The organism is Nocardiopsis exhalans, assembly GCF_024134545.1.
GTDB classification, from domain to species: domain Bacteria; phylum Actinomycetota; class Actinomycetes; order Streptosporangiales; family Streptosporangiaceae; genus Nocardiopsis; species Nocardiopsis exhalans.
In genome coordinates, this window is the sequence record NZ_CP099837.1 from 6,604,970 (window position 1) to 6,617,246 (window position 12,277).

At 71.5% G+C, this 12,277-nt stretch carries 10 protein-coding genes; 5 read left to right on the forward strand and 5 right to left on the reverse strand.

All coding sequences use genetic code 11. From position 1 onward, the window contains the following. Positions 1-36 precede the first annotated feature (36 nt). Both NE857_RS29270 and NE857_RS29275 read right to left on the reverse strand, forming a co-directional pair. Entirely contained in the window at positions 37-1,254 is a 1,218-nt protein-coding gene (locus tag NE857_RS29270; RefSeq protein WP_017584067.1) for an NADP-dependent isocitrate dehydrogenase, read from the reverse strand. A gap of 182 nt (positions 1,255-1,436) precedes the next feature. Continuing rightward, positions 1,437-1,826, reverse strand: a complete 390-nt coding sequence (locus NE857_RS29275; protein WP_254418541.1) for a DUF3017 domain-containing protein — start codon at positions 1,824-1,826, stop codon at positions 1,437-1,439. 528 nt (positions 1,827-2,354) lie between these two features. Between NE857_RS29275 and NE857_RS29280 the strand changes: the two genes are divergently transcribed. Continuing rightward, positions 2,355-2,960 (forward strand): FHA domain-containing protein, encoded by a 606-nt coding sequence (locus NE857_RS29280; protein ID WP_254418542.1) that lies wholly within the window; start codon positions 2,355-2,357, stop codon positions 2,958-2,960. 743 nt (positions 2,961-3,703) lie between these two features. On the opposite strand, the gene NE857_RS29285 is transcribed toward NE857_RS29280, so the two are convergent. Genes NE857_RS29285 through purN form a run of 3 tightly spaced genes read right to left on the reverse strand, consistent with a single transcriptional unit; the run spans position 3,704 to position 6,779 of the window. After that, entirely contained in the window at positions 3,704-4,564 is an 861-nt protein-coding gene (locus NE857_RS29285) for a bifunctional methylenetetrahydrofolate dehydrogenase/methenyltetrahydrofolate cyclohydrolase (protein ID WP_254418543.1), read from the reverse strand. A gap of 38 nt (positions 4,565-4,602) precedes the next feature. Beyond that, complete coding sequence (purH, locus tag NE857_RS29290) at positions 4,603-6,171, reverse strand: bifunctional phosphoribosylaminoimidazolecarboxamide formyltransferase/IMP cyclohydrolase (protein WP_254418544.1); 1,569 nt, start codon at positions 6,169-6,171, stop codon at positions 4,603-4,605. After that, a complete protein-coding gene (gene purN / locus NE857_RS29295) occupies positions 6,168-6,779 on the reverse strand; it encodes a phosphoribosylglycinamide formyltransferase (protein ID WP_301184366.1) in 612 nt (203 codons plus the stop codon). The genes purH and purN overlap by 4 nt, the downstream gene beginning before the upstream one ends. 331 nt (positions 6,780-7,110) lie before the next feature. On the opposite strand from purN, the gene NE857_RS29300 reads away from it, so the two are divergent. The 4 genes from NE857_RS29300 (at position 7,111) to NE857_RS29315 (ending at position 12,127) form a co-directional block, all read left to right on the forward strand. Then, the gene (locus NE857_RS29300; RefSeq protein WP_254418546.1) at positions 7,111-7,503 is read left to right on the forward strand and encodes a DUF4190 domain-containing protein; all 393 of its coding nucleotides are present in this window, start codon (positions 7,111-7,113) and stop codon (positions 7,501-7,503) included. 261 nt (positions 7,504-7,764) lie between these two features. After that, a complete protein-coding gene (locus NE857_RS29305; protein ID WP_254418547.1) occupies positions 7,765-9,483 on the forward strand; it encodes a Wzz/FepE/Etk N-terminal domain-containing protein in 1,719 nt (572 codons plus the stop codon). A 47-nt stretch (positions 9,484-9,530) separates the two neighbouring features. Beyond that, the gene (locus NE857_RS29310; RefSeq protein ID WP_425572076.1) at positions 9,531-10,904 is read left to right on the forward strand and encodes an O-antigen ligase family protein; all 1,374 of its coding nucleotides are present in this window, start codon (positions 9,531-9,533) and stop codon (positions 10,902-10,904) included. Then, complete coding sequence (locus NE857_RS29315) at positions 10,901-12,127, forward strand: phosphotransferase (protein ID WP_254418548.1); 1,227 nt, start codon at positions 10,901-10,903, stop codon at positions 12,125-12,127. Before NE857_RS29310 ends, NE857_RS29315 begins: the two co-directional genes overlap by 4 nt. Positions 12,128-12,277 lie beyond the last annotated feature (150 nt).

The window sequence follows — 12,277 nt, forward strand, 5'->3', positions numbered from 1 at the left end:
GGCCAGGGTTCGAGGACCCCGGCCGGGAGCGAGGACCTAGGCCAGACGCTTGCTCAGGTTCTCGTCCAGAGCGGCGAGGAACTCCTCCGTGGTCAGCCACTCCTGCTCGGAGCCGACCAGCAGAGCGAGGTCCTTGGTCATCTGGCCGCCCTCGACGGTCTTGATGACGACGTCCTCGAGGGTCTGCGCGAACTCGACGACCGCCGGGGTGTTGTCCAGCTTGCCCCGGTGCTCCAGACCGCGGGTCCACGCGTAGATGGAGGCGATCGGGTTGGTCGAGGTGGGCTTGCCCTGCTGGTGCTGACGGTAGTGACGGGTCACGGTGCCGTGGGCGGCCTCGGCCTCGACGGTGCTGCCGTCCGCGGTACGCAGGACCGAGGTCATCAGACCGAGCGAGCCGTAGCCCTGCGCGACGGTGTCGGACTGGACGTCACCGTCGTAGTTCTTGCAGGCCCAGACGTAGCCGCCGTCCCACTTGAGCGCGGCGGCGACCATGTCGTCGATCAGGCGGTGCTCGTAGGTGATGCCCGCGGCGGCGAACTTCTCCTTGAACTCGGCCTCGAAGATCTCCTCGAACACGTCCTTGAACATGCCGTCGTAGGCCTTGAGGATGGTGTTCTTGGTGGACATGTAGACCGGGTAGTTCCGGTCCAGGCCGTAGTTCAGGCTGGCCCGCGCGAAGTCCTCGATGGACTTGCGGTAGTTGTACATGCCCATCGCGACGCCGCCCTCTTCGGGGAACTCCGCGACCTCGAACTCGACCGGCTGGCTGCCGTCGGCCGGGGTGTAGGTCATGGTGACCGTACCGGGGCCGGGCACCTTGAAGTCGGTGGCCTTGTACTGGTCGCCGTGGGCGTGACGGCCGATGATGACCGGCTTGGTCCAGCCCGGCACCAGCCGCGGCACGTTCTCACAGATGATGGGCTCACGGAAGACGACGCCGCCGAGGATGTTGCGGATGGTGCCGTTGGGCGACCGCCACATCTTCTTGAGGCCGAACTCCTCGACACGGGCCTCGTCGGGGGTGATGGTGGCGCACTTGACGCCGACGCCGTACTTCTTGATGGCGTGCGCGGCGTCAATGGTGACCTGGTCATCGGTGCGGTCGCGCTCTTCGATACCCAGGTCGTAGTACTTGAGGTCGATGTCGAGGTACGGAAGGATCAGACGGTCCTTGATGAAGGACCAGATGATCCGGGTCATCTCGTCGCCGTCGAGCTCGACTACGGGGTTTTCGACCTTGATCTTGGCCATGGCTGTGTGGCTGTCCCTTCAGTCTTCGCTACCGCCTCGTGCGGCGGAGAACCGGGGCCGGTTCGTGGCCGGTCCAGTCTCCGCGCGCGCGGCAATCCCCTGATCCCGCCCGGTGTCCGTGCTGCCCGGGGAGGCGGTGCTTGTCGGTGTCGCAGTATCTCGACATCAAGCTTATTCGACGCCTAGGCGGAGAGTTGCGGCGCCACCCAGGCCAACACGATCAGGAGGAGTGCGAGGGACACCAGAGTGAGCAGATCGACCCAGCGCCGACGTACCGCCAACAGGCCGATCCAGTCCTTGGGCAGGAACAGCCTGAAGGTGGCCGCGAGCAGCAGCGCGCCCGCGATGATCGCCGGACCGCGCTTGAAGTAGGCCGCGGCCACGACCACGATCCCCGCCGCCAGCGCTGACAGCACCAGGGCATAGGGCACCTGGGAAAGCCAGTACGGCACTTTCCTGCGACCTTCGGGCACACTGCCCGATGCCTTCTCCGGCTTCTCCGGCTTCTCCGGGTCACCGTCCGGGTTCTTCCCGACCGACTCCGCCACCTCAGCCTGCTCCGCGTCGTCCACCGCGTCCCGACCTGTTCGCTTCCGAATTGCTTGGCCGCCGCGCGGCTCGTTCTGACGGCCTCTCCCCGGGCGTCTGGCACAGACCGGCCACCAGTCGGGAGAGCGCTGTCCGAAACCGAACAGCACTCCAGTGTGGCTCATGTTCCTGGTGGCTCCGGCCGCCCCGCACGAACAGGGGCACCTTCATCCTGGAGAGACCTCGCTCATTGTAGTGAACGGCACAGCCGAAGCCCCAGGGCTCACGGAAACGGACTTGTCTCCCTTGGGGGACACCCGTGACCGTTTCCTACTTCCGGTTCGGTCACAGAGCCGTATTTCCGCGTCTTGTCCGCCTAACTCCGAAGTAAGCGCGTAGAACACGTATCAGCCGGGTAACCAAAGTGGAGATGAGTGCACCGGTGAGCGAGGACCACCCCCATGAAGCCCACTCGACGTGTCGACCGAACGGCCAGCCCCCGACAGCCGAACCTCACCCACCGCCGACCGCACCCCCACCGACCGCGCCCCACCAGCCCGGGAGGAGTCTCCGTGGACGGTCCCTATCTACGGCTGGAGGAGACCGGGGACGTCCGCCCGCTCCCCGAGGAGGTCACCACGGTCGGCCGCGGTGAGGGCGCCGACATACGGCTGAACGACCCCAGCGTGTCCCAGCTGCACGCCGAACTGGTCCGCCGCGGACCCTACGTCTACGTGGTGGACCTGGGCCTGTCCCGCAACGGCACCCGCGTCAACGGCCGCCCCATCGCCCGCCGTGTGCTGGAGGAGGGCGACGTCGTGAGCTTCGGCAACGCGCGCTGCCGGATCGGCGGCCTGCCCAGCGAGCAGCTCAGCCCGGACATCGAGCTCCGTCGCGGCGCCGCCCCCGAACTCACCCGCCGCGAACTGGACGTGCTCACCGCCCTGTGCCAGCCCGCCCTGTCCGAAGAGGCCTTCGTCGCACCCGCCACCGCCCGCGACATCGCCGAGGCCCTGGTGGTCACCGAGGCCGCGGTCAAACAGCACCTGCTGCGGCTCTACCAGAAGTTCCGCATCCCCGAGGGGCAGAACCGCCGCACCCGCCTGGCCAACGAGGTGGTCGCCCTGGGCCTGGTCCGCCCCATGCCCGTCACCGGCTCCTCACGCCGCGCCAGCTGAACCAGCCGCGCGCCAGCCGCACCCGCCGGAACGGCCGAGGGCGGTCAGCCGCCCCCGGGGCGGTTTCGCGCGGGCGCGCACGTGGTGGGGTGGACACCGGGTGTGCCTCGAGTGCGCCCGCTCCCGCCCCCGGAGCGACGCCCCTCCACTGAAGGAGCCCACAGGTGGAAGACCGGACCCCGGGCGACCCCGAAAGCATCGAACGGTACCGCCTGCCAGGCAGGCTGGGAGCCGACAGGACGGGTCAGGAGACACCGGTACCGGCAGGTACCCGGACGGCTGCACCCACCGGGTGGCCGCAGCCGCCGAGCTCGGATCAGGGGACACCGGCGAACGCAGGAGTCCGGGCGGCCGTGCCCTCGGCCTGGCCCCAGCCGCCCGGCCGGGCTCAGCGGTCGGCCCCGCCCTCCGGCCAGCCCCGACCGGCGGCGGAGCCTCCCTCTCTCTCGTCCCTGTTCAGCGGCCTCCTCGGCCCCGATCGGGCCAGCAATCAGCCTCGGAATCCCCCGCCCGCCCCCAGAACCAGGGGACCGGACCGCGTTCCGGAGCCTCGTCAGCGGAGTGGGCCGCCCAGCACACGGCCCGTGAGGCCGAGGAGCAGCGGGAGAGGGACGAGGCCGACCGCTCGTGGTGGAAACGGCGGTGACCCGGCCCTGCCCGGGGTACCGCGCCTTCCCCGAAGACGCACGGTGCCCGGGTCCGCTCGGTGAGGAGCGGACCCGGGCACCGGGAGGATCAGGCGATCAGACCAGCAGACCGGCCTGGCGTTCGGCGGCCTCGACCACGTTGACCAGGAGCATGGCGCGGGTCATCGGGCCCACGCCGCCGGGGTTGGGGGACATGTGGCCCGCGACCTCGGCCACGTCCAGGGCGACGTCGCCGACCAGGCCGTCGTCGGTGCGCGACACACCCACGTCCAGGACAGCGGCTCCCGGCTTGACCATGTCCTTGGTGATCAGGCCCGGTACGCCCGCGCCGGCGACGATGATGTCGGCCTTGCGGGTGTGCTCGGCCAGGTCACGGGTGCCGGTGTGGCACAGGGTGACGGTGGCGTTCTCCGAGCGGCGGGTCAGCAGCAGGCCGAGGGGCCGGCCCACGGTGACACCGCGCCCGACCACGACGACCTCCGCGCCCTTGATCGGCACGTCGTAGCGGTTGAGCAGCTCCACGATGCCGCGCGGAGTGCACGGCAGCGGGGCCTTCTCCATCAGCACGAGCTTGCCCAGGTTGACCGGCTGGAGGCCGTCGGCGTCCTTGTCCGGGTCGATCAGCCCGAGCACCCGGTTCTCGTCCATGCCCCTGGGCAGCGGAAGCTGCACGATGTAGCCGGTGCAGGCAGGGTCCTCGTTGAGCTCGTGGACGGCCTGCTCCACCTGCTCCTGGGTGGCGTCGGCGGGCAGGTCGCGGCGAATGCTGGCGATGCCCACCTGGGCGCAGTCGCGGTGCTTGCCGCGCACGTAGGTGTGGCTGCCCGGGTCGTCACCGACCAGGACGGTGCCCAGCCCCGGGGTGATCCCCTTGGCCCGCAGCTTGGCCACCCGCTCCGCCAGTTCTTCCTTGATGGCCTTGGCGGTGGCCTTTCCGTCCAGAACGATCGCGCTCATGCGTTGCTCCTCGCTGGCAGGGGTTGATGGAAGCCGGATCAGTGGAAGAAGTGGCGGGTGCCGGTGAGGTACATGGTGACCCCGGCGGCCTCGGCGGCGGCGATGACCTCGGCGTCGCGGACCGAACCACCGGGCTGGACGACGGCGCGCACCCCGGCCTTGGTCAGGATCTCCAGGCCGTCGGCGAACGGGAAGAAGGCGTCGCTGGCGGCCACCGAGCCCTTGACCCGCTCACCGGCGCGGGAGACCGCGAGCCCGGCGGAGTCGACCCGGTTGACCTGGCCCATGCCCACGCCCACGGTGGCGCCGTCGGCGGCCAGCAGGATGGCGTTGGACTTGACCGCGCGCACGGCCTTCCAGGCGAAGGCCAGGTCAGCGAGGACGGCCTCGTCGGCGGCCTGGCCGGTGGCCAGCGTCCAGGTGGCGGGGTCGTCGCCCTCGGCGTCGATGACGTCGGTCTCCTGGACCAGGAGGCCGCCGCTGATCTGGCGGGTCTCCACGCGCGGCCCCTGGGCCGGGTCGGTGACGACCAGCAGGCGGATGTTCTTCTTCTTGGCGAGCGTCTCGACCGCTTCGGCGGTGAAGCCGGGGGCGACGACGACCTCGGTGAAGATCTCGGCGATCTGCGCGGCCAGCTCGGCGCCGACCTCGCGGTTGGTGGCGATCACGCCGCCGAACGCGGAGACCGGGTCGCTGGCGTGCGCCTTGCGGTGGGCCTCGGCGTTGTCCGCGCCCACGGCGATACCGCACGGGTTGGCGTGCTTGATGATGGCCACGCACGGCTCGTCGAAGTCGTAGGCCGCGCGCAGGGCGGCGTCGGAGTCGACGTAGTTGTTGTAGGACATGGCCTTGCCGTGCAGCTGCTCGGCACCGGCCAGTCCGCCGCCTGCCGAGCCCGCTTCGGTGTACAGCGCGGCCTTCTGGTGCGGGTTCTCGCCGTAGCGGAGCGCGGCCTCGCGGTCGTGCACGGAGGCGCGGAAGGCGGGCCAGCCGGTGGACTCGGCCTCGGCGTCGGGGGCGTAGGCGCCGGCGAACCAGTCCGCCACGGCGGCGTCGTAGGCGGCGGTGTGCTGGAAGGCCAGCCCGGCCAGGCGCTTGCGCTGCTCCAGGGTGAAACCGCCGTCCCGGACGGCCTCGAGGGTGGCGTCGTAACCGGCGGGGTCGACCACGATCGCCACGCTGCCGTGGTTCTTGGCCGAGGCGCGCACCATCGCGGGGCCGCCGATGTCGATCTTCTCGATGCAGTCGGCCTCGGAGGCACCGGAGGCGACGGTGTCGGAGAAGGGGTAGAGGTTGACCACGACCAGGTCGAAGGGGGCGATGCCCAGCTCGTCGATCTTGGCGACGTGGTCGGGATTGCCGCGGTCGGCGAGCAGACCCGCGTGCACGCCAGGGTGCAGGGTCTTGACCCGGCCCTCCATGATCTCGGGGAAACCCGTGACGTCCTCGACGGGGGTGACCGGGATCCCGGCCTCGGTGAGGCGGGCCGCGGTGGAGCCGGTGGAGACGATCTCCACCCCGGCCTCGGCCAGGCCGATGCCCAGCGCCTCCAGGCCGGTCTTGTCGTACACGCTGATCAACGCACGCCTGATGCCCTGCTGGGTCACCGGTTCTCCTTCGTGTCGGTGCGGCCGAACCGCACGTGCCTGCCGTCGATGCTCCAGCCCTCGCGGGCGAGGCGGCCGACCGTGTCGACCAGCATTCGCCGCTCCACGACCTTGATCCGCTCGTGGAGGCTGGACTCGTCGTCGCCGTCCTCGACGGGTACCGCGACCTGGTCGATGATCGGACCGGAGTCGACGCCCTCGTCGAGGAAGTGGATGGTGGTGCCGGTGATGCGGACACCGTGGGCGAGCGCGTCACGCACGGCGTGCGCGCCGGGGAACGAGGGCAGCAGCGCCGGGTGGATGTTGACCGCCTGGTGGCGGCCGATCACCGCGGGTCCGAGGATGCGCATGAACCCGGCGGAGACCACCAGGTCGGGTTCGTGTTCGGCGATCCGGTCGGACATGGCCGTGTCCCAGGCCGACCGGTCGGAGAAGGAACGGAAAGGTACGACGAACGTGGGTACACCGGCCGCCTTGGCGACCTCGACACCGCGAGTTCCCTCGCGGTCCGTTCCCACTGCGACGATCTCGGCCCCGTAGCCGGGGTCCTTCGCGGCTTCCATCAGGGCGGCCATGTTGCTGCCCGTCCCCGATATGAGAACCACCACTCGCGCGGACAAAGCGTGCTTCTCCCTCATGTGTAGAAGAACGGTGCGGGGGTTTGGGTCCCCGCTCCCGGGGGCGCCGGGGGACGGCGCAGCATCCGGGTTTCGCGTACGCCTGGTACAGACGCCAGGCCTGGGCCTACTCGGCCCGTCCGCGTTCCCACCCTATCGGGCCGGGTAGCGTCTACCTCACGCGGACCGGACCTTGCCCGCCTCCCCCGGAAGGCTTCGCCAGGAGGGTGCGGCCCCGCGTCACCAACACCACCCGTTCCGCTCCAGGCAGAGCGGACCACGGCGCCCCACCGTGCGAGGGCGTCCCCGAAGGAGTGAACCCGTGACCGACAACAGCCCGGAGCCCCGTGCCGACGGCCAGCCACCCAAGGTCGAACGAGGAGGCCTGTGGGGACTGTTCCTCGGCCTGGCGGGTCTGTTGCTCCCGCCCTACGGTGTCGTGCTGTCCGTGTTCGGCGTGGTCCAGGGTTTCCGCGCCCGACGCGCCGCGCGTACGCACCGTTCACAGGCTCCGGGCGCGCTGCTGAGCGTGGCTCTGGGCGTAATCGGGATCGTGGTGTCGTCGATCATGATCACGGTGCTGTTCGTCTACCAGGACGAGGTCTCCGAGTTCCGCGACTGTTCCGCGAGAGCGCACACGGTGTCCACCCAGAAGGAGTGCGACACCGCCTGGGAGTCGGGCACCGGCCTGCCCCCGGTGGTCATCGGAGCCTAGGGGCCGAACGGGAACCGAGGAGCCGAACGGTCGGCCCGAGCTGGCGCAGGAGCTTCGACACGCTGGGTGAGGGGGCGGCGGGAGGGATTCCGCCGCCCCCTTCGGCGTGCCCGGTGCGGCCTCACACGTCATCGCCGGTTTCCGGACAGCCATCCCTGGGAAAAGGGTTGTTTCTCAAACCACCAGGCACAGCCAAAGGGATTACACTTAGTATGCAATCGTTCACTAAAAGTGCTGTCATGTCTGCGTGGAGAGGACCCGATGGACACCGATGTCCCCGGCTCGTCCGGACCGGAACTGAAGGAGTACACCGCGCTGCTGAGGCGCCGCTGGCGTCTGGTGGGCGCCGGGGTGCTCGGCGGGCTGGTCCTCGCCACCGCCGGGGTGTTCGCCGTTCCGTCGACCTACACCTCCGTCGCGGTCGTGCAGGTCCACCCGACCGGGATGGCCGAGTTCACCGGGGAGCGTTCCGGGCGCCTGACCGGCGACGTCAACCTCGACAGCGAGGCCCAGGTGGTGCTCTCCGAACGGGTCACCGCCCGGATGGCCGAGGCGCTCCCGGGTGACCCCGCCCCCGCCGACCTGCGCGAGCGGATCGACGTCACCGTCCCCTCCAACAGCAACATCCTCGAACTCCACTACTCCGCCCGCTCCCCCGAGGCGGCCCAGGCGGGCGCCGACGCCCTCGCCGCCTCCTACCTGGAGAACCGGGGCGAGCAGGCCCGGGCCGTCATCAGCGGCCGGTTGGCGGCCCTGCGCGAGGAACAGGAAGGACTCTACGAACGGCTGTCCGACCTGGCCGCCGAGAACGCCGCCGCGCAGGGGGCGGAGCGGGTCAGCGCCGACGCCCAGGCCGACGCGCTGCGCCAGGAGATCGGCGACCTGGGCAACGGCATCAGCCCGCTGAGCGCACTCCACGAGACGGTCTCCCCCGGCCACGTCATCACCCCCGCCGGCCTGCCCGAATCCCCCTCCTCCCCGCTTCCTCCGCTGTGGCTGGTCGCGGGCGCCACCCTCGGCCTGATCGCCGGACTCCTGGCCGCCCTGGTCCGCGACCGCCTGGACCCGCGCCTGCACGACACCGAGGACACCGCCCGGATCGGCACGGTGCCGGTACTGCTGGACCTGTCCTCGCCGGGTAAGCGCACCGGTCGCTCTCCTGACCGCTCCCCCGGTCTGCTCACCGACGACGAGCCCGACGGCCAGCGCGCCAACGGATTCGCGCACCTGGTCCGCGCGCGCCTGGCCGACCAGTCCCCGGCCACGGCCCCCGGCAGCGCCCCCGCCGGTGAAGCCGACCCCGACGAGCCCGCCCCCGGCCACGTGATCGTGGTCGCCGGGACCACCCCGGGGCGTGCGGGCACCGCCGCCGCCGTGAACCTGGCCGCCGCACTGGCCCGGACCGGCTCCGAGACCCTGCTGGTCTGCGCGGACCCGCGCACCGGCACCGCCGCCGAACTCCTCGGGCTGACCGAGGGCCCGGGCCTGACCGAGGTCCTGGTGGACGGTGAGGACCCCACCCAGCTGGAGGTCCGCCCCGCCGACGTCCCCCGCCTGCGGGTGCTGCGCCACGGGAAGCCCGGTACCGCCGCCCCGATCCAGGGCGGTGCCGCCGAACTGGTGGAGTTGCTGCGCCCGCACGCGGAGTTCGTGGTGATCGCCGCCGCCGCCGTCAACGAGCGCGCCGACGCCCACGCCCTGGCCGCCTCCGCCGACGTCCTGCTGCCCGTGGTGGAACTGGGCCGGAGCCGCCGCGCGGACCTGACCGGGACGGTCACCGCCGGGGAGCGCTTCGGGGTCACCGTTCCGGGGGCGATCACCGTCCCGCGCCAACCGGACCCCGGCCCCGTCCCGTCGGCCCCGCTGCCCGTGCCGCCCGCGCCCCGGCGCCCCAGTGAGGCCGAGGCCGAGGCCGGGTCCGGTCCCGGGAGGACCTCGAAGCCGAACCACGCCGAGGTGCCCGCCGGGTCGCGGCGTTGACCGGCCCGGGGAAGGCCTTCCGGGGTGCCTCCCCGCGGGGTTGGCACGTGGCAGACGGCTCCTGGGCGGTCCCGCCCGGGCAGGGGGCCGCGGTCACCGGCCGGCCGCTGATCTGGCTGCTGGCCGGATACCCGCTGTGGTGGGCGCTGGGCATGGGGCAGTTCGCCTACTGGCTGTTCGCCGTGCCCATGCTGGCCGAGCTGGTGCGCCGCCACCGGACCACGGGGCTGCGGGTGCCGCCCTACTTCTGGCTGTGGGGGCTGTTCGTCGTCTGGACGGTCCTGGGCCTGGCCCTGGTTCCGCTGGAGATGCCCGGGACGGTCCCGGACAGCGGCGGCTACGCGGGCGCGCTGCTGCGGGTGGTCAACTACCTGGTGCTGACCGTGCTGCTGCTGTACGTCGGCAACCTGACCGAGCGGGAGCTGCCGGTCCGGCTGGTGGTGTGGGCCCTGGCGGTGCTGTGCCTGGTCACGGTGGCCGGGGGCTACCTCGGGATGTTCGCGCCCCGGTTCGAGTTCACCGCGCCGCTGGAGTACCTGGTCCCGGGTTCCCTGGCCGACGACCCCTACATGCACACCCTGATCCATCCGGCGTCCGCGCAGATCATGGACGTCTTCGGCGGGATCGACTCGGCCCGGCCCAAGGCCCCCTGGGAGTACACCAACGTCTGGGGCTACATGCTGTCCCTGCTGCTGATCTGGGTGGTGGTGGGCTGGGCGGTCCAGGGTTCGGGCTGGATCCGTCTGGGCGCCCTGGCCGCGGTCGCGCTGTCCGTGGTCCCGGTCGTGTACTCGCTGAACCGCGCGCTGTGGGCCGGACTGGCGCTGTCGCTGGCCTTCGGCGCGGCCCAGGCGCTGCGCCGGGGCCGGGTGGTCCTGGTCAGTACCGGAGCGCTGGCCGTGGTGGCGGTACTGATCGCGCTGGTGCTGTCACCGCTGGCCGACGTCGTACGGGCCCGAGCGGACAACCCGCACAGCGACGACGGGCGGGCGGCGACCAACTCCGCCTCCGTCGAGGCCGCGAACCTGTCCCCGGTCAACGGCTGGGGCACCACCCGGGAGTCGCTGGGCAGCTCCGACTCCATCGCGATCGGTCCCACTGCCGAGTGCCCGGGCTGCGGACAACACGTGATCGGCAACGCCGGTCAGCTGTGGATCACCCTCATCTCGAGCGGTTGGGTCGGCACCTTCCTGCTCTTCGCGTTCTTCGCGGCGGTGGCCTGGCGCTACCGGTCCGCGTCGACGGCGGTCGGGCAGGGCGCCCTGCTGACCGTCCTGCTTCTGTTCTGGTACATGTTCTTCTACGTCGCGCTGATGTCCCCCCTCGCCGTCACCATGATCGCCGTCGCCCTGCTCTGGCGCGTCGAGGAACCGGTGCTCGGCCGTCGGGTGACCGCGCGCACCGGCGGGGGTGCCTGGTGAACAGCGAGACCACCTATCTGACCGACCTAGCGGCCGTGCTGTGGCCCTGCGGGGGCCTGCTCGGGCCAGGCGACGGGGCGTTGCGGCGGACCGCCCGACGCAACCGGGGCAACCAGTACCTTCCGGTGCCCAACGCGCACAACCCGAGGGTGATCCTGCCCGCGCACAACCGCTCGGCGGCCACCCGCGGCATCACCTCCTTCGCCCAGGGCCACTCCCTGCGCGAGCGGCTGCGAACCCTGCTGCTGACCGGCGCGTTCGCCACCGGGATCGCTCCGCTGCTGCTGCGCGACCGGCTGTACGTGGGCGCGGGACCGGGGATCGAGCACGCGCTCGCCACCGCCCTGGACCGCGAACTGTCCATCGCGATCCACGTCGGACCGCCGCGCGCCAACCGCAAGCCGGTCCTGCTGCTGCTCACCCCGGGCGGGCGCACCATCGGCTACGCCAAGGTCGCCATCAACGATCTCACCTCCCGTCTGGTCCGCGCCGAGACCCGGGCGCTGCGCCACCTCGCCGGGGCCCGGCTGCGGGACGTGACCGTGCCGCGACTGCTCTACGACGGCGAATGGAACGGCCACCCGCTGCTCGTACAGGAGGCGCTGCCGGTCGGCGACCAGACGGACCGGCCCACCCGGCACCAGCTGCTGCGCTGCGTCACCCAGATCGTGGGACTGGCGCGGGTGCGCGAGCGCAGACTCTCGGCGAGCCCCTACCGCAGATCCCTGGACGAGCGCATCGCCAAGCTCGGCGCCCGCCCCGAGGCCGCTCCGCTGCACGCCGCACTGCACCGCCTCCCGGACGTGTCACTGCCCTTCGGGGCCTGGCACGGGGACCTGACCAGGTGGAACATCGCCAGCACCGCGCGCAGGGCCTTCGTGTGGGACTGGGAGCGGCTCGCCATGGACGCGCCCGCGGGGTTCGACGCCCTGCACTACGACCTCAACGAGGCCGTGCAGGCCGGGGTCCACCCGGGCGTGCACCGCTGGCTGGACAGCGGTTCCCGACTGCTGCGCGACCCGCTGATGGCCGAGAGCGGTCTGCGGGAGCACGTCGTCTCCACCGTGATGGCGCTGTACCTGATCGACCTCGCCACCCGCTACCTCCAGGACCGCCAGGCCGAGAACGGCGGCGGTTTCGCCGCCGTCGACGACTGGCTGCTGCCCGCGCTGGAAGGGCTTCAGGAGAGAGCGGCCCACGAGGCCACCCACATCACCGGCTGAACGCCGCACCGCACCCCACCGCGCCGGGCCGTCCCGCCGCACACCGCCGGGTCCCCGCCACGAAGGGGATCCGCACACCGCCGGGTCCCCGCCACGAAGGGGATCCGCAACCCACCGGGTCCCCGCCACGAAGGGGATCCCGCCGACGCA

Excerpts from the sequence above, each read along its gene's own strand:
- NE857_RS29270 (WP_017584067.1), bottom strand. The coding sequence starts at position 1,254 with ATGGCCAAGATCAAGGTCGAAAACCCCGTAGTCGAGCTCGACGGCGAC.
- NE857_RS29305 (WP_254418547.1), top strand. The coding sequence starts at position 7,765 with ATGGACACCGATGTCCCCGGCTCGTCCGGACCGGAACTGAAGGAGTAC.
- NE857_RS29285 (WP_254418543.1), bottom strand. The coding sequence starts at position 4,564 with ATGAGCGCGATCGTTCTGGACGGAAAGGCCACCGCCAAGGCCATCAAG.